The organism is Pseudescherichia sp. (genome assembly GCF_031987975.1).
Taxonomy (GTDB): domain Bacteria; phylum Pseudomonadota; class Gammaproteobacteria; order Enterobacterales; family Enterobacteriaceae; genus Pseudescherichia.
In genome coordinates, this window is record NZ_DALZYX010000003.1 from 247,035 (window position 1) to 270,458 (window position 23,424).

The 23,424-nt window shown below is 60.4% G+C and carries 21 protein-coding genes; 8 read left to right on the forward strand and 13 right to left on the reverse strand.

The genetic code is table 11. The features are described from left to right. Window positions 1–67: 67 nt before the first annotated feature. The gene (locus tag RTN40_RS06985; RefSeq protein WP_312227830.1) at window positions 68–598 is read left to right on the forward strand and encodes a sterol desaturase family protein; all 531 of its coding nucleotides are present in this window, start codon (window positions 68–70) and stop codon (window positions 596–598) included. Here RTN40_RS06985 and crtB read toward each other — a convergent pair. The 12 genes from crtB to RTN40_RS07045 form a co-directional block, all read right to left on the reverse strand. Further along, on the reverse strand, window positions 534–1,463 hold the full coding sequence (crtB, locus tag RTN40_RS06990; RefSeq protein ID WP_312227831.1) for a 15-cis-phytoene synthase CrtB: 930 nt from the start codon (window positions 1,461–1,463) through the stop codon (window positions 534–536). The two genes, RTN40_RS06985 and crtB, sit on opposite strands and share 65 nt — an antisense overlap. Continuing rightward, on the reverse strand, window positions 1,460–2,938 hold the full coding sequence (locus RTN40_RS06995; protein WP_312227832.1) for a phytoene desaturase: 1,479 nt from the start codon (window positions 2,936–2,938) through the stop codon (window positions 1,460–1,462). Before RTN40_RS06995 ends, crtB begins: the two co-directional genes overlap by 4 nt. Beyond that, window positions 2,935–4,095, reverse strand: a complete 1,161-nt coding sequence (crtY, locus tag RTN40_RS07000) for a lycopene beta-cyclase CrtY (protein ID WP_409418515.1) — start codon at window positions 4,093–4,095, stop codon at window positions 2,935–2,937. The genes RTN40_RS06995 and crtY overlap by 4 nt, the downstream gene beginning before the upstream one ends. Further along, window positions 4,092–5,333 (reverse strand): glycosyltransferase, encoded by a 1,242-nt coding sequence (locus RTN40_RS07005; protein WP_312227833.1) that lies wholly within the window; start codon window positions 5,331–5,333, stop codon window positions 4,092–4,094. Before RTN40_RS07005 ends, crtY begins: the two co-directional genes overlap by 4 nt. Continuing rightward, window positions 5,330–6,373, reverse strand: coding sequence for a type 2 isopentenyl-diphosphate Delta-isomerase (gene fni, locus RTN40_RS07010; protein ID WP_312227834.1), 1,044 nt, complete (start codon window positions 6,371–6,373; stop codon window positions 5,330–5,332). The genes RTN40_RS07005 and fni overlap by 4 nt, the downstream gene beginning before the upstream one ends. Window positions 6,374–6,433: 60 nt before the next feature. Next, window positions 6,434–7,306, reverse strand: coding sequence for a polyprenyl synthetase family protein (locus RTN40_RS07015; RefSeq protein WP_312227835.1), 873 nt, complete (start codon window positions 7,304–7,306; stop codon window positions 6,434–6,436). A 166-nt stretch (window positions 7,307–7,472) separates the two neighbouring features. Then, entirely contained in the window at window positions 7,473–8,222 is a 750-nt protein-coding gene (locus tag RTN40_RS07020) for an SDR family oxidoreductase (protein WP_312227836.1), read from the reverse strand. A gap of 123 nt (window positions 8,223–8,345) precedes the next feature. Further along, complete coding sequence (locus RTN40_RS07025) at window positions 8,346–9,116, reverse strand: PhnD/SsuA/transferrin family substrate-binding protein (protein ID WP_312227837.1); 771 nt, start codon at window positions 9,114–9,116, stop codon at window positions 8,346–8,348. Further along, entirely contained in the window at window positions 9,106–10,080 is a 975-nt protein-coding gene (locus RTN40_RS07030; protein ID WP_312227838.1) for a fatty acid desaturase, read from the reverse strand. The genes RTN40_RS07025 and RTN40_RS07030 overlap by 11 nt, the downstream gene beginning before the upstream one ends. A gap of 143 nt (window positions 10,081–10,223) precedes the next feature. Further along, window positions 10,224–11,177: an aldo/keto reductase gene (locus tag RTN40_RS07035; protein WP_312227839.1), complete on the reverse strand. Its 954-nt coding sequence runs from the start codon at window positions 11,175–11,177 to the stop codon at window positions 10,224–10,226. A 139-nt stretch (window positions 11,178–11,316) separates the two neighbouring features. Further along, complete coding sequence (locus RTN40_RS07040; RefSeq protein ID WP_312227840.1) at window positions 11,317–13,689, reverse strand: membrane-bound PQQ-dependent dehydrogenase, glucose/quinate/shikimate family; 2,373 nt, start codon at window positions 13,687–13,689, stop codon at window positions 11,317–11,319. A 169-nt stretch (window positions 13,690–13,858) separates the two neighbouring features. Continuing rightward, on the reverse strand, window positions 13,859–14,380 hold the full coding sequence (locus RTN40_RS07045) for a GNAT family N-acetyltransferase (RefSeq protein ID WP_312227841.1): 522 nt from the start codon (window positions 14,378–14,380) through the stop codon (window positions 13,859–13,861). Between the two features lie 318 nt (window positions 14,381–14,698). Between RTN40_RS07045 and RTN40_RS07050 the strand changes: the two genes are divergently transcribed. The 7 genes from RTN40_RS07050 to RTN40_RS07080 are packed head-to-tail and all read left to right on the forward strand — an operon-like array spanning window position 14,699 to window position 22,750. Next, entirely contained in the window at window positions 14,699–16,360 is a 1,662-nt protein-coding gene (locus RTN40_RS07050; protein ID WP_312227842.1) for an ABC transporter substrate-binding protein, read from the forward strand. An 18-nt stretch (window positions 16,361–16,378) separates the two neighbouring features. Further along, on the forward strand, window positions 16,379–17,332 hold the full coding sequence (locus tag RTN40_RS07055; RefSeq protein WP_312227843.1) for an ABC transporter permease: 954 nt from the start codon (window positions 16,379–16,381) through the stop codon (window positions 17,330–17,332). 2 nt (window positions 17,333–17,334) lie between these two features. Beyond that, window positions 17,335–18,228, forward strand: coding sequence for an ABC transporter permease (locus tag RTN40_RS07060; RefSeq protein ID WP_312227844.1), 894 nt, complete (start codon window positions 17,335–17,337; stop codon window positions 18,226–18,228). Between the two features lie 3 nt (window positions 18,229–18,231). Next, window positions 18,232–19,275, forward strand: coding sequence for an ABC transporter ATP-binding protein (locus RTN40_RS07065; protein WP_312227845.1), 1,044 nt, complete (start codon window positions 18,232–18,234; stop codon window positions 19,273–19,275). Further along, entirely contained in the window at window positions 19,265–20,275 is a 1,011-nt protein-coding gene (locus RTN40_RS07070) for an ABC transporter ATP-binding protein (protein WP_312227846.1), read from the forward strand. Before RTN40_RS07065 ends, RTN40_RS07070 begins: the two co-directional genes overlap by 11 nt. Window positions 20,276–20,307: 32 nt before the next feature. Further along, window positions 20,308–21,492, forward strand: a complete 1,185-nt coding sequence (locus tag RTN40_RS07075) for an amidase (protein ID WP_312227847.1) — start codon at window positions 20,308–20,310, stop codon at window positions 21,490–21,492. Continuing rightward, on the forward strand, window positions 21,482–22,750 hold the full coding sequence (locus tag RTN40_RS07080; RefSeq protein ID WP_312227848.1) for a Zn-dependent hydrolase: 1,269 nt from the start codon (window positions 21,482–21,484) through the stop codon (window positions 22,748–22,750). The genes RTN40_RS07075 and RTN40_RS07080 overlap by 11 nt, the downstream gene beginning before the upstream one ends. Window positions 22,751–22,766: 16 nt before the next feature. Here the strand turns inward: RTN40_RS07080 and RTN40_RS07085 are convergent, their stop codons facing one another. Further along, the gene (locus RTN40_RS07085) at window positions 22,767–23,237 is read right to left on the reverse strand and encodes a DMT family transporter (RefSeq protein ID WP_312227849.1); all 471 of its coding nucleotides are present in this window, start codon (window positions 23,235–23,237) and stop codon (window positions 22,767–22,769) included. Window positions 23,238–23,424: the final 187 nt, after the last annotated feature.

Below are 23,424 nucleotides of genomic sequence, written 5' to 3' on the forward strand. Positions count from 1 at the left end.
TTGCGACTATGCTTAGAGGCTAAGGGTTTTGATTAAGCCAGTCTGAGTCGCAGGAGCGCGCACCGCTATGCTAGTAAATAGTCTGATCGTCATCTTGAGCGTTATTGCGATGGAGGGCATCGCCGCATTCACCCACCGCTACATTATGCACGGCTGGGGATGGCGCTGGCATGAGTCGCACCACACCCCGCGCAAGGGAGTGTTTGAGCTGAACGATCTCTTTGCGGTGATCTTCGCCGGGGTGGCCATCGCGCTGATCGCCGCGGGCACGGCGGGGATCTGGCCCCTGCAGTGGATTGGCTGCGGCATGACGGTCTACGGCCTGCTCTACTTCCTGGTGCACGACGGTCTGGTGCACCAGCGCTGGCCCTTCCACTGGATCCCGCGCCGGGGCTACCTGAAGCGGCTTTACGTTGCCCACCGCCTGCACCATGCGGTGCGCGGCCGGGAGGGCTGCGTCTCCTTCGGCTTTATTTACGCCCGCAAGCCTGCCGACCTACAGGCGATCCTGCGCAAGCGTCATGGCCGCCCGCCTAAACGGGGCGCTGCCAAAGACCAGCCGGACGCGGCGTCACCCTCGTCATCTTCGCACGAATAACCTGCCCCGGCGCCGCCATCAGCATCGCGATTTTTTCACCTTTCCCGGTGTGCTGGCGGCGATCCCAGGCGCTACCTCCCGCCGCTTTTACTTTGATACCGATCTCCCGATAGACGCTGCGGGCGGTGGCGATCGCCCAGGCACAGCGGGGGGACAGATCGTGCAGCCCGGCCTGCGAGGAGATGTAGTACGGCTCGGCGGCATCAATGAGCCGCTCCGCCACCCGCGCCAGCGCCGCCCGGTTCTCCCGTGCGGCATAGTTCTCCTGGGTCAGCCCGGCATCGTGTAGCCACTCGGCGGGCAGATAACAGCGGTCAATGGCCGCATCGTCAATAATATCCCGGGCGATATTCGTCAGCTGAAAAGCCAGCCCCAGATCGCAGGCGCGATCCAGAACCCGCTCATCCCGCACGCCCATCACCCTGGCCATCATCAGACCCACCACGCCCGCCACGTGATAGCAGTAGCGCAGCGTATCCTCAAAGGTGATATAGCGGGTCTGCGCCACATCCATCGCAAACCCATCGAGGTGATCGAGCGCCATGCGGGGCGTAATGCCGTGGGTCAGCGCTACCTCCTGAAAAGCAGCAAAGGCGGGATCCTGCATCTCCGCCCCCTCAAACGCCGCCAGGGTCAGCTTGCGCAGCCGGGCCAGGCGCTGCGTCGCCTCCTCTTCTGCCGCGGCCTCGCTGGCAAAGCCGTGGGTCTGGTCATCAATAACGTCATCGCAGTGGCGGCACCAGGTGTAGAGCATCAGCACGCTACGCCGGGTAGCCGGATCAAACAGCTTCGCGGCGGTGGCAAAGCTCTTCGAGCCGTTGGCCATGGTCTGCGTGGCGTGGTCAAGCAGCGGCGGTTGGCTCATTGCAGATCCTCAATCATCAGGCTGGCGGTGGCTTTCGCCGAGGCCACCACGCCGGGAATGCCCGCCCCAGGATGGGTGCCAGCGCCGACCAGGTACAGATTAGCGATATCGCTGTCGCGATTATGGGGCCGGAACCAGGCGCTTTGGGTGAGCAGCGGCTCGATGGAGAAGGCCGAACCTAAGTGCGCATCCAGCGTGTCGTGGAAATCCGCCGGGGTAAAGATACGCTGGGTCACCAGCTGGCTACGCAGGCCAGGCATGTAGCGCTCTTCAAGGTAGTCAAAGATGCGGTCGCGCAGCTTCGGTCCCTCCTGCGCCCAGTCCAGCGGTGCGTTGCCGAGATGCGGCACCGGGGCCAGCACGTAGAAGCTGGCGCAGCCGGGAGGAGCAAGCGAGGGATCGGTCACGCAGGGCGAGTGCAGGTAGAGCGAGAAGTCATCCGCCAGCGCGCTACCGGTAAAGATATCGTCAATCAGCTCCCGGTAGCGCGGGCCAAAGCAGATGGTATGGTGCGCCAGCTGCGGATGGGGCTGGTTCAGACCGAAGTAGAGCACAAACAGCGAGTTGCTCATGCTCTTGCGCTCCAGCGCTGCCGCCCGCTTCTGCCCCACCGGATGGTGGCCGAGCAGCTTTTTATAGGTATTCACCACGTCAGCGTTTGAGGCTACGGCATCGGCATCAAAGGTGCGGCCATCCGCCAGCCGCACCTGGCTGATACGGTTATCTTTTGCCACCAGCTCTTCAACCCGGGCGTTCAGCTCGATCTCTCCGCCGAGATCGGTAAACAGTTTCACCATGCCGTTGACCAGCGCCCCGGTGCCGCCTTCTGGGAACCAGACGCCCCACTCCCGTTCAAGGGCGTGGATCAACGTGTAGATGGACGAGGTGGTAAAGGGGTTGCCGCCCACCAGCAGGGAGTGGAACGAAAACGCCTGCCGCAGATGCTCATCCTCAATAAAGCGCGAGACCGACTGGTAGACGCTCTGCCACGCCTGAAGCTTAAGCAGCTGCGGCCCGGCGCGCAGCATGTCGCGAAACGAGAGAAACGGCACGCTGCCCAGCCGCAGATAGCCCTCCTGGAACACCGCCTGGGAATAAGCCAGGAAGCGCCGGTAGCCTTCGACATCGCGGGGGTTAAACTGAGTAATCTGCGCCTCAAGCTCGGCGCTGTCGTTAGCGTAGTCCAGCGTTTTTCCGGTTTCCCAGCAGAGGCGGTAGAAGGGCTTCACCGGCAGCAGCCTGACGTAATCCTCAATCCGTCTGCCGGCCAGGGTAAACAGCGCCTCAAGCGCGGTGGGATCGGTGATCACCGTCGGCCCGGCATCAAAGGTAAAGCCCTGATCATGCCAGACGTAGGCCCGACCGCCAGGCTTGTCCCGCTGCTCCAGCAGCACGGTTGAGATCCCTGCCGCCTGCAGGCGGATCGCCAGCGCCAGGCCACCAAAGCCTGCGCCAATCACAACGGTTTTCTTCATCCTTTTTCTCGCCTGTCAGGGAAATGGTTCAGCGCCGCCCGCCAGGCCTCCCCCAGCGGAACCGGCGGCTTGCCCGTCAAAATGCGGGCCTTATCAAATAGCGAGAGCCGACCGGCGTAAAAGCGGCCTACGGTCGGCTCCGGCAGCCCGTAAAAGCGCTGCATTACCCGCCAGCGGTTCTCCTCGCGTCCCGCCAGAAAAAGCATCCGGTTTAGCAAGCGGAAAAATCCCTGCCTGCGCCAGTGGCGTTCGGCAAACTGTCGGGTGAGCTGATAGAGCGGGACGCTACTCAGCCGCGGGCTGTCAGCGATCTCGTCAGCCAGAGCGACCGCCAGCGGCAGTGAGTAGCCGGTGGTGGGATGAAATAGCCCCGCCCGCATTCCCGAGCGCGGCACGCCCGCCCCATCGGCCCACAGCGCATGCATGTCGCCCGCCAGGGTAATCGGCAGGCAGCCGGACTCTTCGCGCTCAAGCTGATCCAGCTGCCACCCCTTGCTGTGAGCATAGTCGGTAATCGTCTGGCGCAGGGTATCGCTATCGAGCTGCGGGGCGTTGGCGTAGCGCGTGTCCTCAATCAGCAGCGTGTCGGCAGAGAGCGGCAAAGTGTAGACAAAGCGGTAGCCCTGCTGCTGCTCCACCGTGGCATCCATCAGGATCGGTACGGTCAGGCCGTGGGGCTGGCGCAGCCGCCACTGCTGGCCGAGAAAAAGCTGGTAGCCGGTCTGCATTGCCGGATGGGCAGTCACGCCACGGCCATCAATCACCGCCCCGGCAAGCAGCGCCTCGCCGCTGGCAAGACGCACGCTGTTGGGTAAGACCTCGCTCACCGGACAGCTACGCCAGATGTTCTCCCCCAGCGCCTGATGCAGGGCCTCGGCAAAGCTCTCTGACGTAATGGAGTAGTAACCGCGCGCGAGGCGACGGCTGAGATGGGGAAACTGCACCTCATAGCCTGACCAGGCGTGAGCAACCAGCGGAGCCAGCCAGGCGTGCTGTTCGGGGGTGAGATCGTCCTCGTGGAATGACCAGGTGTGGTTCCCGCCAATCTGATCCCCAGCCTCGATCAGCAGTACGTTGAGCTGCGGGTAGCGCTGGCGCAGACGCCAGGCGATCAGCCCGTTGGCCAGCCCGCCGCCGACTAAAATCAGATCCCTCACGATACGCTTTTGCTCCCTGTCATAGCCTGTTCAATTAAGGTCGCCGCACGCAGAGTGCCTCCGGCGTCGTTAAGCTGCTGGCGGGCCGTCGCCAGACGTTGATGCAGGGTCTCGTCCCGCAGCAGCTGGGTAATCTCATCCGCCAGGGTCTGCTGTCTGGCAAAGCGTGATACCCGGCGGCCTAACCCGTTATAGACCAGTCGGGCAGCCACGGCGGGCTGGTCGAAAGAGAGCGGCACGGCCAGCACCGGCGTGGCGGCGGCCAGCGCATCCAGCACGGTATTGAGACCGCCATGGGTGATCACCAGATCTGACTCCGCAACGTAGCGCGGCTGATCGACAAAGCTGGCCACTTCGGTAGCGCCGCATGCATAGAGCGAGTCGGCCTGGGCAGGCGTCAGGCCGTCGCAATGGGCAATAGTTACCTCCGCCCCCACGCTGGCGCAGGCCCGGGCGATCTTACGGAACAGACGCAGACGATGGCCCTGAAGGGTACCCAGCGAAGCGAAAATCCTTGGCGTGCTGCGCGGAAAGCGGTCTATCTGTAGTGGCGGCTGGTAACGCAGCGCCCCCACGTAGTGGAAACAGTCCGGCAGCGCCCGGCGCGGAAAGTCGAGGGCCGACACCGACTGGCTGATCTGCGCCAGCGGCGAGAGGCACTCGTCGAGACGCCTGCGCTCCGGCAAACCAAAGCGCTGGGCGTGGCGCAGGATCGTCTGCCCGTGCGGGTACATCAGGGTATCGTAGATACGTTCGCTGACCTGAAAACGCCGCAGGGCTTTCTTATCCTCGGCGTAGTGAAACGGCATCACCGGCAGCGGTAGGCCCGGCTCGCGGTTGACAGGCAGCGCACAGGCGATAGAGATAAACGGCAGCCCCAGCGCCTCAGCGACCAGGCTGCCGGCAGGCTCCATCTCATCGACAATCACCGCGTCCACCGCCAGCCGCTGCAGAATAGTGGGCAGCTGCTGACAGAGCACGTCGGTCAGGGATGACATAGCGGCAATCAGCCGCAGCAGGTTACCGTTGCTCTGCTGCTGGACGCTACGCTGGGCCTGCTGCACGCTGGCGGGAAGCGGATAGAAATCAACCTGCTCCGTTTCCTGCTCTGCCAGCGAGGCGACGTTGCCGGTAAGAAAGGTCAGCCGGTGGCCGCGCCGGGCCAGCTCCAGCGCCAGGGCATGCAGCGCCACCGCGTGGCTGTAGAGCGGCGGTGCCACGATGGCAAAATGGCTCATGGCGCATCCCGCAAATAGCGGATATCCGCCTGCTTCAGATCGTAGAGGCTGCTGCTGCCGGTGCAGAAGCAGGCGACCCGCAGCTGTTCAATAATGACGTTGAAGTGATCGATCACCTTCTCCGTAGAGATGCCCGCGCTGCCGAGCACGGCGGCGGCCTGCCCCACCATGCAGGCCCCGAGCCGCAGCGCTTTCGCCGCATCGACGCCGTTTTTAATGCCGCCGGAAGCAATAATGGGCACCTGCGGCCAGGCGTCGGCGATCTCAACCAGCGCTTCGGCGGTGGGGATCCCCCAGTCGGCAAAGACGTTGGCTACGCTGCGCTGCTGCGCAGTCGCCGCCCTCTCGCCCTCGACGGCGGCCCAGCTTGTGCCGCCTGCGCCTGCGACGTCAATCACGGCAACGCCGACATCCACCAGCTGCCCGGCTACCGTGCGGGAGATCCCTGCCCCCACCTCTTTCACCACCAGCGGAACGGGCAGTTCACGGACCAGGGTTTCAATAGCCGCCAGCCGTCCGCGCCAGTCGCGATCGCCGCCGGGCTGTAGCGCCTCCTGCAGCGGGTTGAGGTGCACAATCAGGGCATCCGCCTCAATCATCTCTACGGCGCGGCGGGCGTAGTCGATACCTTTTTTGCCCGCCAGCTGTGCCGCGCCAAGGTTTGCCAGCAGCGGTACGTCGGGTGCCAGCTGACGCAGGGTTTTATCCAGCCCAAGCCCGGCGTCGCTCTCGATGGCGACGCGCTGGGAGCCAACCCCCATCGCAATCTTCAGCGCCTGCGCCGCCTCGGCAAGGTGACGGTTAATATGGCGTGAGCGCTCGACGCCGCCGGTCATGGAGCTGATCAGCAGCGGAGCCTGTAGCTGTCGATTGAGGAAGGTTGTTTCCAGCGTAATGTCGTTGAAATCCAGCTCCGGCAGGGCGCAATGGGTAAAGCGCCAGCGCTCAAAGCCTGCGCTGGCCTGGGTTACGGCGCGACGGGGGTCGAGGACGATATCCAGATGATCGTTTTTACGCTGAACAAGGCGCTCGTCCTTCATTCATCATTACTCCTGTAATGTGGTTCCATAGTTGAGTGCGGCTTGAACCGAAGGGCGGTATCAGGCGATTTTCATGACCGGTGACCAGTCGGCAAGGTGATGACCAAACCACAGATGCATAAACTGTCGGATGGCCCCGCCCTGCGGACAGGCAAAGGTGAGGTGTCTGTCGGCGGAATCAATATGCTCGCGCAGCTTTTGCCGGGCCGCATCCGCGCCCAGCCGATTCACCAGCGTTGATTTACCGGCGTCCTTGTTGCGATCCTTGCCGGTTGCCGGATGGTCGTCACGCAGATCGTCCAGCAGCTGGAAGGCCTGGCCGAAGTCGAGTGCGAAGGCGTGCAGCGTCTGCCGCGTGCTCTCAGGCGACGCAGCGGCGATGGCGATGATTTGCAGCATCGCGCTGAACAGAATGCCGGTTTTCAGGTGGTTGGTGCTGAGGATGGCATCAGGGGTACGGTCCAGGTCAGCATCGTTAAGATCGCGAAACTGTCCCAGCACCAGGCCCTGCACGCCGACGGCAGTAGAAAGCTCGTTGACCGCCTGGGCGCGCCTCTCCCCCGGCAGATCGCCGGTGGCGGCGATCAGGCCAAAGGCTTTGGAGAGCAGCCCAACGGAAGCAAGGATTGCCACGCTTTCGCCAAATTTTTTATGAGTGGTAGGCTGACCACGGCGCAGCTCGGCGTTATCCATGCAGGGCATGTCGTCGAGCATCAGCGACGCGGTATGGGTCAGTTCAACGGCACAGGCGAGATCGAGCAGCGTGGACATACTGCCTTGATAACGGAGATCGTGGGCGGCCAGCAGCATCAGCAGCGGACGGATCCGTTTGCCTGGTGCCATGACCCCTTCACGCATTGCAATGCTGACGACATCCTGGCTGTCGGTTTCAGGTAACAGGCCAGCCAGGTGTTCATCAATGGATTGTCTCATTACTTCAATTTCGCGCTGGGGCGAAACGACCGCTTTACTGCCACTCACCATTGCAAGGTTACCCGCTGTATTGTCTTGTAGTGTCACTTAACCGTAGACCGCGCGGATAGCTCTCGCCAGGTTCTGAAGTAGTTTTACATTGTTCGTAGTATGAGACGCGTACTCTTTAGATCTGCGCCATACCGCCATCAACGAACAGCTCTGCGCCGTTGATAAAGCTGGCCGCATCGGATCCAAGAAACGCCACCACCTTACCAATCTCTTCCGGCTCGCCCAGACGACCCAGCGGCACCTGTGCGGCGAGGGCGTCAAACAGCCCCTGGCGATGCTCATCAGGCACCAGCTCACCGAGGCCCGGGGTACGAACAGGGCCAGGGCTGACCACGTTAACGCGGATGCCACGGTCTTTCAGATCCAGCGCCCACGAGCGGGCAAAGTTGCGCACGGCGGCCTTACTGGCACTGTAGACGCTGAAGCTGGCGGTGCCCTTAACCGAGGTGGTCGAGCCGGTTAAAATTACCGATGCGCCATCTACCAGCAGCGGCAGCGCTTTCTGCACTGTGAACACTACACCGCGCACGTTCGTGCCGAAGATACGATCAAAATGCTCTTCGCTGATGGCCCCCAGCGGCTGCATGTCGCCGCCCCCGGCGTTGGCAAACAGAATGTCCAGCCGCCCGGCCTGTTTAGCTATCTGGGCATAGACCGCGTCCAGCTCTGCCAGCTTAGAGGCATCGGCGCGAATGCCGGTCGCTGCCGCGCCGATGGCATCCACCGCCGCGTCCAGCTCTGCCTGGCGACGTCCGGTAATGAATACCTGCGCTCCCTGAGCCGCCAGCACCTGTGCCGTTGCCAGACCAATGCCGCTTGTACCACCGGTGACCAGCGCAATTTTACCGTCGAGTTGTTTGCTCATCTTAATGTTCCTTACCTGTTTAATAGTGAGTATCGGGATTGCCCGTCACCGCATCGTCAGGGCATGGATGAACTGTACTGCGCAATTGATTACTGAAAAATAGTGGAAAATAGAAAGGACTATTTATGGGTGTGGATAATCACCAGAGAGGATTGGCGCATAGTCCTGCCGCGAGACGTCGCTAAAGCCGCTGATAAACAGCGCTGTACAAAGGGTTCGATACGCCGGGTCGCTGACCAGCTGGCGCAGCGCGTCCCGCAGCAGCGCGATGCGTGACGGCGGCGTGTTTCTGGCGGTAATCAACGGCAGGCCGGGCGCGGCGGGGCTTGCCCCGATAACGGCAAGCTCAGAGATTAACTGTGGCGCATGGCGCTGAAGTAGAGCGAAGGTAACGCAGTCGATGGCCGCAATGTCCGCCCTGCCCTCGCCGATTTCAACCAGCGACTGGCGGTGGCTGCCGCTGAAGATAACGTCATTAAAAAAGTTTCCAGACTGTGCCAGCGGCGCGACCATCTGCATAAACACGTTGTAGCCTGACTGGGAGTCGGGTGCGTTGCAGACCGCGCGGCTGCCACGAAAATCCGCCAGCGTTTTATGCCTGTCGCTCTGCCGCACCACCAGCAGGCTGCGGTAGCGAATGCCTTCGCAACCCGGAGCCAAATAGTGAAAGCAGCCCACCGTCTGCACCTCCGTCAGCCGCGTAACCAGCGGATAGCCGCAGGCCTGACTCAGCAGAAGATCGTCGCTCTGCCAGTGGGTCAGCAGATCCTCCTGCGGCCAGACCGGCGTGACGGCAACGCCCCTTGCCGCCAGCAGATCCTGCATAGCCTGGATCAGCGCCTCGCTATCGGGGCGGTAGAGATCATACATTGGAAACGCAATCTTACTGCTCATTACCGTTCGCCTTGTTAAAGCCGGGATGGGCATTAACGTTCACCGAGCGCCATAAAAAGTGCCGCAGCCATTCGCCATAGCCCCGCACCAGAAAACCGCCGTTGCGCTGCTGATAGCTCGCCCGATCGCGCAGGTAGAGTTTGCGTAATGCATACCAGGGTACGCCCGGCAGATCGTGATGCACAGAATGGTAGTTCAGATTAAGAAACAGTACCCGCCACGGCAGCGAGGCCTCGTTGATCACCGAGCGGGCAAGCGGATCGTTATCCGCCCGATGCTCAAGAAAGGATCGCACCTTGGTCAGGGCCAGCGCCGGATAGCTGACCGCCAGCACGAAGTAGAGGATCGAGAACTCGCAGCGCAGCAGCCAGGTAAAGGTCAACGCCAGCAGAACACCGTGCACGATCCACATCGCCATTGCCTGACGATCGAGGCGGCGAAACGACGCCATCATGCCGCCCAGCAGCTGGACGATATCCAGCGCCGGAGCCAGCAGCAGGCGACCGGGAAAAGTATTGCGCAGGCCAATAAGTTTTCGCTGCCAGGGCGCATAGCGCCGCCAGCGCCACTCGGGAATATAGTAGGACTCGGGATCGTCCTCCGGCTGCGTGAGCAGATGGGTACGGTGATGCGCCAGATGTGCATCCCGATAGAGACCGTACGGATACCAGATCGCCAGCGGCATCAGCCCCAGCAGCTGGTTTACCCGCGGATAGCGCGTTGGGTGGCGGTGGATCAGTTCATGCTGGAGCGACATGTACCAGGTGGTGAACCAGATCAGCAGCAGCGTAGCGGGCAGCAGCCCCAGCGTCTGCCAGAACGCCAGCGTGGCAAACCAGCCGCCGTAAATTACCGCGATCAAAATCCAGGTTGGCAGCTCGCTGCGCCACAGCCAGGAGCGAGCACGCTGCCGAACCCAGTCGCGCTGCTCTTCATGCAGCCAGCCAGCGGTGCTTTTTGCCATTTTTCCCCACCTCTTACCCCGATGTCAGACAGGCAAACGATGTGAGAAAACGGCGGTAATGACAAAGAATTTAAATGGCTTAGCTTTTGCGAAGCGCGGCAATAATAGAGCGCCCGGTGATAAACACCGGGCCGAGAGAAGCGTTACGCACCAGCCTTGTCGAGGGCGAGGATATCTTCCGGCGTAAGCTGAAGGTTTATCGCCGCAACAAAGCCATCAACGTGCTCGATTTTGGTGGCGCTGGCGATAGGTGCGGTCACGCCGGGACGGCTAATCAGCCAGGCGAGCGCCACCTGCGCGGGCTTCACGCCGTGCTTCTCCGCAACGCTGTCCAGCGCTTCCAGAATGGCGTAGCCGCGCGGGTTAAGGTATTTACCCACGCCCTCGCCGCGCTGGCTTTGGCCCAGATCCTTCTCGCTGCGGTACTTCCCGGAGAGGAAGCCGGAGGCCAGACTGTAGTAAGTCACCACGCCGATGTTCTCCCGAACCACCAGCTCCTGCAGATCGCCTTCAAAGCCGTCGCGATCGTAGAGGTTATACTCCGGCTGTAGCACCTGGTAGCGCGGCAGGCCGTTAGCATCGGCCGCCTTAAGTGATGCCTCCAGCTGTGCCCCATTGAGGTTAGATGCGCCAACGGCACGGATCTTTCCGGCTTTCAGCAGCTTCTCATACGCGCCGAGGGTTTCCTCATAGGGCGTGCTGTCGTCCGGCCAGTGGGAAAAATAGAGATCGATATAATCCGTTTGCAGCCGTTTAAGGGAGTCATCTACCGCCTGTTCGATCCAGCGGGCAGACAGCCCTTTTTTCCCCGGCTCGCCAAGGTCTGAGCCGACTTTGGTAAACAGGGTGATTTTTTCCCGTACGCCAGGGTGGGCGGCAAACCACTTGCCGAGAATCGTTTCGGATTCGCCGCCTTTGTTGCCAGGCACCCAGGCGGAGTAGACGTCGGCGGTGTCGATAGCGGTCAGACCACGCTCCAGCAGCGCATCCAGCAGAGTAAAGCTCTGCTTCTCATCAACGGTCCAGCCAAAGACGTTACCGCCAAAAACCAGCGGTGGAATGTGTAATCCCGTCGTGCCTAATGAACGTAAAGCCATGCGCAATACCCCTTTTTTAGTTACGGTACAGGCAATCGTAGACAAAACAGGGTAATAACGCACTGAATGCAGATGTAGATTTACAGAAGGGAAAGCTCTTCCCTGCGGGCCTGGTGGACCGCAGGGAAGAGTAAAGAGATTACTTCAGACGGTAGGCAACAACGGCGTCGCCGCCTTTGGTGCCCAGCGAGCCGTGACCGCCCGCGGCAATAACCACGTACTGCTTGTTATCGCTGCCCAGGTAGGTCGCCGGGGTCGCCTGGCCGCCCGCTGGCAGCTCGGTCTGCCACAGCAGCTTACCGGTATTGATGTCGTAGGCGCGGAAGAAGTTATCCGCCGTTGCGCCATGGAACACCACGTCACCCGCCGTTACCAGCGGACCACCATGAGCAACCATCCCCATCGGGAAACCGATTGGGAAACGCCCAGGCAGGAAGGTGGTGTTGAGGTTTTTGGTCGTACCGACCCGACGCATCCACTCCGTTTTACCGGTAGTCAGATCGACGCCCACCATCCGGCCCCACGGCGGAGCAATACAGGGAATCCCCAGATCGGAAGAGAGCTGCTGAATGTGGATCGCGTAGGTGCCCTGGAAGTTCTCGTTCCAGTACGGCGAGTTCTCCTTGGTAAACAGACGCTCTTCTTCGGTTTGCGGAGTACGCTTGATCAGGTTGTATTTGTAGGCCAGACGTACCGGGGAAGCGATCAGGATCTGACGCTCCGGATCGATAGCCACTGACCCCCAGTTAAACACGCCGATGTTACCCGGGAAGACAATCGAACCGCCTTCGGTGGCTGGCGTCCATGGGTTACCGTCGTAGCGCAGCGATTTAAAATCGATGCGGCAGGCCATCTGATCGAACGGCGTGATCCCCCACATCGCTTTTTCGCTCAGCGGATCGGGAATAAAGTTCAGCGCGGAGACCGGCTGAGTCGGTGAGAAGTTCTCCCCGGTGATGCCGCCTTCGGTTGACACTTTCTGCTGGTTAATCGGGTAGACAGGCTCGCCAGTCAGACGGTTAAGCACAAACAGGTTACCGGTTTTGGTCGGCAGGATAACGACCGGTTGTTTTTTACCCTGGTAGTCGATATCCAGCAGCGACGGCTGGGACGGGTTGTCGCGGTCCCACAGATCGTGCTTAGAGGACTGGAAGCGCCACTTGAACGCACCGGTGTTGAGATCCAGCGCCACCAGCGTGTCGCGGAATTTCTCCGTGTTGCTCTGCGGATCGCGCTGGGTTCCAACTTCATCCGGCGAGGCGTTGCCAAACGGCACATAGACCAGGCCGTTTTTCAGATCGGCGCTGAGGGTGGCCCAGGCCACAGGGGTATCCTGCGGGAAGGTCTGCCCGGCGGCAATCGGCTGGGTATTCTCAGGATTTGCCGGATCGAAGTTCCAGACCAGACGGCCGGTTACGGCGTCAAAGGCGCGGATCACGCCCGACGGGTTACCGGTGTTATAGCCGTTGTCCATCACGGAGCCGCCGAGGATCACCAGCTTACCGGCCACCAGCGGGGCGGCGGTCTGCATCAGCGCGTGCGGACGAATGGTACCCATGTTGTCATGCAGATCGACGACGCCGTTAGTGCCGAAATCGGCGCACGGTTTACCGGTATCGGCATCCAGCGCCACCAGCTTCGCGTCGGTAGTCGCGTTGAAGATGCGGCGAGTACAGGCTGCAGGAGCAGGGTTAGATTCAGTCTGCTGGGCTGTGCTGCCGTCATAGTAGCTTACGCCACGGCAGGTCTGGTGCTGTTGCAGGTAGGAGCGATCCTTTTCAGGAACGTATTTCCACTTAAGCGCCCCGGTCTGCGGATCGAGAGCGTGCACTTCGTTGTGCGGCGTACAGAAGTAGAGTGCGTTGTTCACCTTCAGCGGCGTCGCCTCAAAGGTGTACTCGGTCGCGTCTGTACTTTCGCGCAGATCCCCGGTGTGGTAGGTCCAGGCCACTTCCAGATTGCTGGCATTATCTTTATTGATCTGGTTGAGCTTAGAGAAACGCAGGCCGTTGGTGGTGCCACCGTAGGCGGTCCAGTTGTTTTCCGCGACGTCGGCGCTGGAGGCGTTACGCGCGTTAGTCATGGTGCCGTCCTGCGGATAGGGATCGTAGAAGCAGAGACCGATTACCAGGGCAATCATCACCGCCACGGTACCGCCGAGGAAAGGATGGAAGCGACGCTCCCCTGCCCCGCTAGCGCGGAATAGCGGACGAACCACCCACGGCATCGCCAGCCAGAGACCAATGACGCCAATCAGATCGCCACGTGGGATCCACTGCCACTTATCAAATCCGACTTCGTAAATGATCCATACCAGAACAATCCACATCAGCACCGCATAGAGGCTAAGCGCGATCCGCTTGTTCAGGTAGAGCGTAACGGCAGTGGCTATTAGCCCCAGCGCCATCACGGCGTAGAATGGCGAGCCGCCGACCAGCAGCAGCTTCGCCCCCATAAAGAGCATCGCAAGCCCAATGAGCGCGATGATGATACTTGTTATTTTGTTAAGCATGATTTCCCTGACATAGACAAATGTACAATTGAAACGGCGTTTTACAACAATTTCGAAACAATGTTACAACGATCACAAAAAAAATATAGGGTTAGCGTGCTAACAAATTTGTCGTTTTGTGCGGGGAAAGGGTTAGAGAGGGGGGTAAGAAACGGGTAAGCGCACGCCCTCAGGCGTTACGCATCAACCCAAACAGCCAGTCGTTATGCAGTTGATTACGCAGCCGATAGCTTTCGTGTAGCTCCTGCTCCAGGGTGAAGCCCACCTTTTCCAGCACGCTGCGGGAAGCAAAATTCCCTGCGGTGACGGTGGCAATCAGACGTTCAATCCCGCCCTCGCGGAAAGCATAATCACAAACGGCCCGCAGGGATTCTGTCCCGTAGCCCAGACCCTGCGCTTCCGGCGCAAAGAGAAAACCCACCTCGGCACAGTCAGGGCCGCGATGGATATAGCCCGTAACGCCCAGCTTCTTTCCGGTCGTCTTTTCAGAAACCACAAGGCACAACCAGTGAGGGCTGTGGGGCGACCAGAGCGGCAATCTGGATTCAAAAGCGGCACGTATCTCCTCCTCCGTTGGCATATCCGCGACGTAATACATCACCTGCGGCTCTTGCTGTAGCGCGCGGAAAAATGTCCAGTCGCTCTCCGCTATCTGCGTGCAAGTCAGTCTGGAGGTTGCAATAGTCACCATTTATTATCTGTCTCTTTAATTTAATTGCTGAAGCTTATTAATAAAAACATATCATTAATTTATTTAATAAAAAATACCGGAGCGTAACTATATTACGCCAGTAAAAAAGAGAGAAAACGCCTGCTGGTGCAATTCCGCAACACAATTCCCATATAGGGTGCATAAACATAAGGTTATTTTATTTCGCAGGACAAATCCGCAGCCTACGATAAGTCATTTCTATTTTATGGCCCGGCTCACGGCTATTTTCAGGAAATTCAGAACTGGTATGTATCTTGCCTGTTAAAAAACGACACTCTATTTAACAGGGACCCTGTGATGCTGAATACCGTACTCTTGCGTAAATGCCGTATCGCCGTTGCTGTTTCTGGGGCGCTGGCGCTGTTCTCCACCTTTCAGACCCATGCCTCAACGCTGCGGATCGCTATGACCGCCGCAGATATTCCCTTAACCTTCGGCCAGCCGGATCAGGGCTTTGAAGGTAACCGATTTACCGGTATTCCGCTGTACGATGCGCTAGTGGAGTGGGATCTCTCCCAGGGCGAAAAGCCCAGCGGGATTGTGCCGGGTCTGGCCACCGAGTGGCACGTTGATCCGCAGAACCAGAGCCGCTGGATCTTTACGCTGCGCCCGGGAGTGAAGTTCCACGACGGTACCGAGGTGAATGCCGATGCCATCGTCTGGAACGTCGATAAGGTGCTGAATAAGAGCGCGCCGCAGTACGCGCCGGGACAGATCGGCAATACCCTCTCCCGCATGCCGACTCTCGCAGGCGTCGAGAAGGTAGATGACCATACCGTCGCCCTCACGACGTCCGAACCGGATGCGCTGCTACCCTATAACATCACTAACCTGTTTATCGTCTCACCGACTGCCTGGCAGAAACTTTACGATGCGGTTCCTGCCGCTACCGGCGATACCGCCGCCCGCAGTAAGCAAGCCTGGACGGAGTTTGCCGCCCACGCCGTCGGCAGCGGTCCCTTTAAGCTGGAAAAACTGGTGCCGCGCCAGCAGCTGATCCTTAGTAAGAATCCCGACTACTGGAATAAAGATCGCGTGCCGCGCGTGGATAAAGTGGTGCTGATCCCCCTCCCGGAAGCTAACGCCCGCACCGCCGCTCTGCTTTCAAAGCAGGTGGACTGGATTGAAGCCCCGGCCCCCGACGCGGTGGATCAGATCAAAGCCCAGGGCTTTAAAATCTACGCCAATACCCAGCCGCATCTCTGGCCGTGGCAATTCTCTTTTGCGGAGGGATCGCCGTGGAAAGATATCCGCGTGCGCAAAGCCGCCAACCTGTGTCTCAACCGCGCCGAGCTGAAGAGCTACCTTGGCGGCTACATGGCTGAGGCGACCGGCGTTTATGAAGCCGATAGCCCATGGCGCGGCAAGCCCACCTTCCAGATCAAGTACGATCCCGATACCGCCCGCAAGCTGATGACCGAGGCCGGGTTTAGCGAAAGCAAGCCGCTGCACGTCACCGTCGCCACCTCCGCCTCCGGATCCGGCCAGATGCAGCCCCTGCCGATGAACGAATATATCCAGCAGAGCCTGAAAAGCTGCTTCTTCAACGTCGATCTTAAAGTCAACGAGTGGAACACCCTGTTTACCAACTGGCGTCTTGGGGCAAAAGATCAGTCCGGCAAAGGGATCGATGCGATCAACGTTAGCGCTGCGGTCAACGATCCCTATTTCGGCATGATCCGTTTCGCCACCGCCAAAGCCTTCCCGCCGCTGGCGGTGAACTGGGGCTACTTCTCTACGCCGGAAACAGAGAAGCTGGCCACGGCAGTGAAGCACGCCTTCACCCCGGCAGAGATGGATAAGGCTGCCGGAGAGCTGCACGCTGCAATAGTAGATCAGGTGCCATTCCTGTTTGTAGCTCATGACGTCGGGCCGCGAGCGATCTCGCCTGCGGTCACCGGAGTGGTGCAACCGCAAAGCTGGTTTATCGACCTCAGTCTGGTGAGCAAAAAAGAGTAATCGCAACGGGGGCAAAAGATGATCAATACGCTGCTATACCGCATTTTGCTGGCCGTACCCACCATGCTGGGGGTCGCCGTGATCTGTTTTATGCTGGTGCAGATTGCACCAGGGGATCCGCTGGTCTCGGTGATGCCGCCGGACGCCTCGGAAGCCCTGCGCCAGACGCTACTGCAGGCCTACGGCTTCGATAAGCCGCTGCCGCTGCAGTTCGTCAACTGGCTGTGGCGGGCGTTGCAGGGCGATCTCGGCATGTCGGTGGCCACCGGGCGACCGGTGATCGATGAGGTGATGACGGCGGTCGCTTACTCCCTGCGCCTGGCGCTGCTGGCGACCATTATCGGCTTTGTGTTGGGCAGCCTGTTCGGCTTCGTTGCCGGGTACTTCCGCAACAGCATTATCGATCGTCTCGCTTCAGTGCTGTCAGTCTTCGGCGTCAGCGTCCCGCATTACTGGCTGGGGATGCTGCTGGTCATCGCCTTCAGCGTCAAGCTTGCCCTGCTCCCTGCCACCGGCGGCGGGCCGATTGGCGAAGTGGGCTGGCAGTGGGACTGGGCGCATCTGCAATTCATGCTGCTGCCAGCCATTACTCTGTCGGTGATCCCGACCGGCATCATTGCCCGTACCGTGCGCTCACAGGTGGCCGATATTCTCAGCCAGGAGTTTATCGTGGGCCTGCGCGCTCGCGGGCTGAACGAGTCGCGTATCTTTCTCCACGTCATGAAGAATGCCGCTCCTACCGCACTGGCGGTGATGGGCTTGCAGGTGGGCTACCTGATGGGTGGCTCGATCCTGGTGGAGACGGTCTTCTCCTGGCCCGGCACCGGCCTGCTGCTCAATACCGCCATCTTCCAGCGTGACCTGCCGCTGCTGCAGGGAACCATCTGGGTACTGGCGCTGTTCTTTGTTCTGCTCAACCTGCTGGTGGATATCCTGCAAACCACCCTCGACCCGCGCATCAAGAGGAGCTGATTATGGTGGATACTGCAACCACGAAAGCCGTCCCCGCTTCCCTGACGCTGCCCACTCGCCAGGGTTACTGGCACGGCGTCTTCCGTCGTCTGCTACGCGATCCCGGCGGCGTGATCGTCGGGGCGATCATTCTGCTGCTGCTGGCCCTGGCGCTGTTTGGCCCATGGCTGATTGTAAAAGATCCTTACCAGACCTCAATGTTCCTGCGTCTGAAGCCCATTGGCACCGACGGCTTTCCTCTCGGCTCCGATGAGCTGGGGCGGGATATGCTCTCACGCCTGATCCTCGGTACCCGTCTGTCACTGTTTATGGGGATTGTTCCAGTAGTGTTCGCCTTTTTCATCGGCGGTGCGATCGGCATTATCGCTGGCTACGCGGGGGGGAAAACCAACACCATCATTATGCGTACCGTGGATGTCTTCTACGCCTTCCCGTCGGTACTGCTGGCCATTGCCCTGTCGGGCGCGATGGGTGCGGGGATCGGTAATGCCCTGCTGTCGCTGACCCTGGTGTTTGTCCCGCAGGTAGCGCGCATTGCTGAGAGCGTTACCGCCCAGGTGCGGCATATGGACTATATCGACGCTGCCCGCGCCACCGGTGCCAGCGCCCTCACCATTATCCGCGTCCAGGTGCTGGGCAACGTGCTGGGGCCGATCTTCGTCTTCTCTACCGGGCTGATCTCCGTCTGTATGATCCTCGCCTCCGGGCTGTCGTTTCTGGGACTGGGGGTGCGTCCGCCAGAGCCGGAGTGGGGCCTGATGCTCAATACGTTGCGCACGGCTATTTACACCCAGCCTTGGGTGGCGGCCCTGCCAGGCCTGATGATCTTTATCACCTCCATCTCGTTCAACATCCTCGCGGACCGCCTGCGTGCGGCAATGGCGATTAAGGAGTAAGCGATGCAACCTTTTGTGAATGTTGACGTGGGCGGGCCAGCGCAGCCGCTGCTGACAGTCCATAATCTGTTGAAGTATTTTCGTTCCGGCGGCGGCAAGAAGCATGACGTAGTGCAGGCGGTAGATGACGTCAGCTTTACGGTAGTGAAAGGCGAAACCCTTGGCGTAGTGGGCGAGTCGGGCTGCGGTAAATCCACCACGGCACGCCTGCTGATGCAGCTTCTCAATCAAGACAGCGGAGAGCTGATCTTCGATGGGCTGGCAGTGGGATCGACACATCTGCCGATGAAGGCTTATCGCCGCCAGGTGCAGATGGTATTTCAGGACAGCTATGCCTCCCTCAACCCACGCATGACGATGGAGGAGAGTATCGCCTTTGGCCAGCGCGTGCACGGCATCAGCGCCAAAGAGGCTAGCGAGTATGCTCGCTATCTGCTCGCCCACGTCGGCCTGGAGCCGGGACGCTTTGCCCACCGCTATCCGCATGAGCTTTCCGGCGGCCAGCGCCAGCGGGTGAATATCGCTCGCGCCCTGGCAATGAAGCCGCGGCTGGTGATCCTCGACGAGGCGGTATCCGCGCTGGATAAGTCGGTTGAGGCTCAGGTATTGCAGCTGTTGCAGGAGCTTAAGCGCACTCTGGAGCTGACCTATGTCTTTATCAGCCACGATCTGCACGTGGTGCGCTGGCTGTCGGATCGCATTCTGGTGATGTATCTCGGTGAGGTGGTAGAGATCGGCCCGGCAGAGCAGCTCTTTACCGCCTCCGCTCACCCCTATACCCGCGCTCTGCTCAGTTCGATGCCGTCGATGGATCCGCATAACCGCACCCTGACGTCACCGCTGAGTGGCGATCCGCCCAGCCCGATCTCCCCGCCTTCCGGCTGTCGGTTTCATACCCGCTGCCCGCATGCCAAAGCAGTGTGCGCGCAGGTTAAACCCAGGCTAGAGAGCGTGGGTGACGGGCATCAGAGCGCCTGCCTGATGGCGCAGCCGGGTTCGCCCTGGCATCGGGATATCGCTGTTCAGGAGGTAAGCTATGTCGCATGAAGCGTTTGTCCATATCCGCGATCTGCGGGTTGAGTTTCGCCGCGAGGGCCAGACGATCAATGCGGTGAACGGCGTCTCGTTTGACGTGCGTAAAGGCGAGGTGATGGCGTTGATCGGTGAGTCGGGATCGGGCAAAAGCGTCACTTTGCGGGCGCTGATGCGCCTGCATCCGCCAAAAAACAGCCTGCTCTCCGGAACGCTACGGGTCGGCAATGAGGACGTGCTGACCATGAGCGCCTCCCAGCTACGGCGCTATCGTGGCGCGCAGTGCGCAATGATCTTCCAGGAGCCACTGCTGGCCTTCGATCCGGTCTATACCGTTGGTCAGCAGATCGTTGAGGGGCTGCGTCGCCATGAGGGACTCTCCCGGCAGGCGGCAAGGGAGCGGGCGCTCGACGCGCTACGTCAGGTGCGGATCCCCAGCCCCGAGCGGCGGCTGGATGCTTACCCCCACGAGATGTCCGGCGGCATGCGCCAGCGGGCAATGATCGCCCTTGCCCTGTCATGCAATCCGCAGCTGCTGCTGGCGGACGAGCCAACCACCGCCCTCGACGCCACGGTGCAGATCCAGATCCTGATCCTGCTGCGCGAGCAGCAAAAGCAGCGCGATCTGTCGATCATTTTTGTCACCCACGACATTGGCGCAGCGGTAGAGATCGCCGACCGCGTGGCGGTGATGTACGCCGGACGCATTGTTGAGGAGGCGTCGATGGCGGAGATCCTGCACCATCCGCGCCACCCTTACACCCAGGTTCTGCTCGGCAGCCGTCCCAAAGAGGGACTGAAAAAAGGCGATGCCCTGCACTGCATTCCCGGCTCGCCGCCGGATCTTTCCCGCCTGCCCGCAGGCTGCGCTTTTGCCGATCGCTGCCCCCACGCCCTGCCCGCCTGCACCGAGAGCCAGCCGGCTACCGAGCAGGTAACCGAGCGTCACGTAGTGAGCTGTCATCGCTGGCGAGAGCTGGCAGCCACCTCCGAACGCCAGGCAAGCTACGCCTGAACCTGTTTACGTCATAATCCAGAGGAGCCAACATGCAGGATGATATTCACGCCTTTATGCCCTACCCGGCTTACCCGGTACCGCACGCCACCAGCGGGCCGCTGAGCGGCATGACCTTCGCCGTTAAGGATCTGTTCGATGTTGCAGGCTATCCGACCGGAGGCGGTAACCCGCATCTGCTTGCGCTCTCAGGGATTAAGAGCCACACCGCACCGGTGGTGCAGCGTCTGCTAAACAGCGGTGCGCGGTTCGTGGGTAAAACCCATACCAGCGAGCTGGCCTACTCCATGAGCGGCCATAACGTTCACTACGGCTGGCCGCGCAACGGCGCTGCGCCAGACCATATTCCCGGCGGCTCGTCATCAGGTTCGGCCTCGGCGGTCTCTAACGGCGTGTGTGACTTTGCCCTCGGCACCGATACCGGCGGCTCGGTACGCACGCCAGCCAGCTACTGCGGCCTGTACGGTCTGCGCCCAACCCACGGGCGCATCTCCCTTGATGGCTGTCAGCCACTCTGCGCCACCATGGATACCTGCGGTTTCTTCGCCCGCACTCCAGAAGTTTTTAAAGCGGTCGCGGATTGTCTGCTGGGCAACGATAGTCTGGCCACATCAACGGTAAAGCTGGCCTGCCATGAAGGGCTATTCTCCCGCCTGCCGCCGCACAGCCAGCAGGCGCTGCTTCCCGTTCGCCAGCGGCTGGCTAGCCACTTTGGCGACATTACAAGCCTGAACTCTCCGCTGCCGGAGGTTGAGGAGATCTATCTCGCTTTCCGCCAGATCCAAGGCTACGAAGCGTGGCAGTCGCAGGGAGCGACCATTGAGCGCTACGGCCTGCAACTGGGGCCGGATGTACGTGAGCGTTTCTTCTGGGGGAAAGCGGTGACCACGGCGCAATTTGAGGCTGCCTGCCAGCTGCGAGATCAATTTACCGCCTGGTGGGAAGAGCAGCTTGGCGACGCGGTGTTGGTTCTGCCCACCGTGCCCGACGGCGCGCCGCTGCTCACCGCCCAGGCGGATGAGATTGAGGCGGTACGTCGGCTCTCCCACGATATTTTACTGATTTCGGTCATGACCCGACGTCCACAGGTCACGCTGCCAGTCACGCAGGTGGGTGGCCTGCCGCTGGGTATTTCACTTCTGGGTCCACGCGGTAGCGATCGTTTATTGGTCGATCTGGCCGCTTCATTTATGCAAGGAGACAACCATGAGCAGTGATGTCCTGTTTACCCCGGTGGCAGATACAACGGTTTGCCGCATTAACGGCGAGCGGCTATGGGATTCATTAATGACCCTGGCGGAGATTGGCGCGACGCCGAAGGGGGGTTGCCGTCGGCTGACCTTGACCGATCTCGATCGTCAGGGGCGGGAGCTGGTGATCGGCTGGGCGCAAGATGCTGGCCTGAGCATCACCGTGGATAAGATCGGTAATGTCTTTATGCGCCGGGAAGGCCGCAACCCGATGCTGCCCCCGGTAGTTGCCGGGAGCCACATCGATACTCAGCCCACCGGCGGCAAGTTTGATGGCAACTACGGCGTGCTGGCGGCGCTGGAGGTGGTACGCACCCTTAACGATCTGAAGATAACCACCGAAGCGCCGATTGAAGTGGTGTTCTGGACCAATGAGGAGGGATCGCGCTTCGTGCCGGTGATGATGGGTTCCGGCGTCTTTGCGGGGGTTCTGCCACTGGAGGAGGCCTACGCGGCGAAAGATGCCGAGGGCAAAACCGTAGGAGAGGAGCTGGCGCGGATTGGCTACGTTGGCAGCCAGACGCCGGGGGACCATCCGGTAGGTGCCTACTTTGAGGCGCACATCGAGCAGGGTCCGATCCTGGAAGATGAAGAGAAAGTGATTGGCGTGGTTCAAGGCGTACTGGGCATTCGCTGGTACGACTGCGTGGTCACCGGCCAGGAGTCCCACGCTGGGCCGACGCCGATGCGTCTGCGTCAGGATGCATTGCAGATCGCCACCCGCATCATGCAGGAGGTGGTCGCCATCGCCGGGCGCAGCGAGGAGGGACGCGGGACTGTCGGGATGGTGCAGGTCTACCCCAACAGCCGCAACGTGGTGCCGGGGGAGGTCACCTTTTCCATTGATATGCGCAATATCAGCGATGCGGCGGTAGATGAGATGGATCGCCAGCTGCGTGATTTTATCGCCCGGGTTCAGCAGGAGAGCGGCATGGCGATCGCGCTAAAAGAGGTAAGCCACTATCCGGCCGCCCCGTTCCACCCCGCCTGCCAGGCGGCAATTGCCGAGGCGGCTGAGCGGCTGGGCTACCCTGCCCGCGAGATCGTCTCCGGAGCCGGACACGATGCGGTCTATATGAGCTATCTGGCTCCCACCGGAATGATCTTCATTCCCTGCAAGGATGGGATTAGCCATAACGAGATCGAGTACGCCTCGCCGGAGCACGTCACCGCCGGGGCAAACGTGCTGCTACAGGTCATGTTGCAGTATGCCCGGATAGTATGATCGTTAATGGCCGGAGCTAGCGGGCAAATCTCCGCGATCCGGCCACGCACAGGATCACACCCAGCGTGCTGGCGAGCATCAGCGGATCGACGGATTCGTGCAACAGCGTGGCGGATAAGCCAAGCCCGATAAATGGCTGCAACAGTTGCAGCTGTCCTACGGCAGCGATGCCGCCAAGGGCCAGTCCCTTATACCAGAAGATAAATCCGATAAGCATGCTAAACAGCGACACGTAGCCCAGCGCAACGATAACCAGCGGCACAAGCTGCGACCGATGCGGACGTTTTTCACGAAAGCCAGCAATCAGTCCGGCCGCGACAAGACCGGCAATCGAGGCGCGCAGAAACGTCAGAAAAAAGGGATCTATATTGAGTACGGCAACACGGGTAGCGGGCAGCGAGCCGCTAAAGATAATCACCCCAAGCAAACCGTTAAGCCAGCCGGAGAGCGATCCCCATCCCGCCTTATGCGCACCTGCATTAACCATCCTTCCCCCCACTGTAAGCTTGAGTCACGAATAGCGGGATGGTAGCTTGCTCAATCCAGTACAATCAAAAAATTGTCATGGATACATATTATGAAGGCGCGCTATGAATCGATGTTACGGGCTTTACTAGAATGATTAGGGGGGCGCAACGTCCCTTTTTTTCTTTAGCGACACTTAACCTACCCTT

Coding starts and splice junctions, on each gene's coding strand:
- RTN40_RS06985 (WP_312227830.1), top strand. CDS start 68: ATGCTAGTAAATAGTCTGATCGTCATCTTGAGCGTTATTGCGATGGAG.
- crtB (WP_312227831.1), bottom strand. CDS start 1,463: ATGAGCCAACCGCCGCTGCTTGACCACGCCACGCAGACCATGGCCAAC.
- RTN40_RS06995 (WP_312227832.1), bottom strand. CDS start 2,938: ATGAAGAAAACCGTTGTGATTGGCGCAGGCTTTGGTGGCCTGGCGCTG.
- RTN40_RS07005 (WP_312227833.1), bottom strand. CDS start 5,333: ATGAGCCATTTTGCCATCGTGGCACCGCCGCTCTACAGCCACGCGGTG.
- fni (WP_312227834.1), bottom strand. CDS start 6,373: ATGAAGGACGAGCGCCTTGTTCAGCGTAAAAACGATCATCTGGATATC.
- RTN40_RS07015 (WP_312227835.1), bottom strand. CDS start 7,306: ATGAGACAATCCATTGATGAACACCTGGCTGGCCTGTTACCTGAAACC.
- RTN40_RS07020 (WP_312227836.1), bottom strand. CDS start 8,222: ATGAGCAAACAACTCGACGGTAAAATTGCGCTGGTCACCGGTGGTACA.
- RTN40_RS07025 (WP_312227837.1), bottom strand. CDS start 9,116: ATGAGCAGTAAGATTGCGTTTCCAATGTATGATCTCTACCGCCCCGAT.
- RTN40_RS07030 (WP_312227838.1), bottom strand. CDS start 10,080: ATGGCAAAAAGCACCGCTGGCTGGCTGCATGAAGAGCAGCGCGACTGG.
- RTN40_RS07035 (WP_312227839.1), bottom strand. CDS start 11,177: ATGGCTTTACGTTCATTAGGCACGACGGGATTACACATTCCACCGCTG.
- RTN40_RS07040 (WP_312227840.1), bottom strand. CDS start 13,689: ATGCTTAACAAAATAACAAGTATCATCATCGCGCTCATTGGGCTTGCG.
- RTN40_RS07045 (WP_312227841.1), bottom strand. CDS start 14,380: ATGGTGACTATTGCAACCTCCAGACTGACTTGCACGCAGATAGCGGAG.
- RTN40_RS07050 (WP_312227842.1), top strand. CDS start 14,699: ATGCTGAATACCGTACTCTTGCGTAAATGCCGTATCGCCGTTGCTGTT.
- RTN40_RS07055 (WP_312227843.1), top strand. CDS start 16,379: ATGATCAATACGCTGCTATACCGCATTTTGCTGGCCGTACCCACCATG.
- RTN40_RS07060 (WP_312227844.1), top strand. CDS start 17,335: ATGGTGGATACTGCAACCACGAAAGCCGTCCCCGCTTCCCTGACGCTG.
- RTN40_RS07065 (WP_312227845.1), top strand. CDS start 18,232: ATGCAACCTTTTGTGAATGTTGACGTGGGCGGGCCAGCGCAGCCGCTG.
- RTN40_RS07070 (WP_312227846.1), top strand. CDS start 19,265: ATGTCGCATGAAGCGTTTGTCCATATCCGCGATCTGCGGGTTGAGTTT.
- RTN40_RS07075 (WP_312227847.1), top strand. CDS start 20,308: ATGCAGGATGATATTCACGCCTTTATGCCCTACCCGGCTTACCCGGTA.
- RTN40_RS07080 (WP_312227848.1), top strand. CDS start 21,482: ATGAGCAGTGATGTCCTGTTTACCCCGGTGGCAGATACAACGGTTTGC.
- RTN40_RS07085 (WP_312227849.1), bottom strand. CDS start 23,237: ATGGTTAATGCAGGTGCGCATAAGGCGGGATGGGGATCGCTCTCCGGC.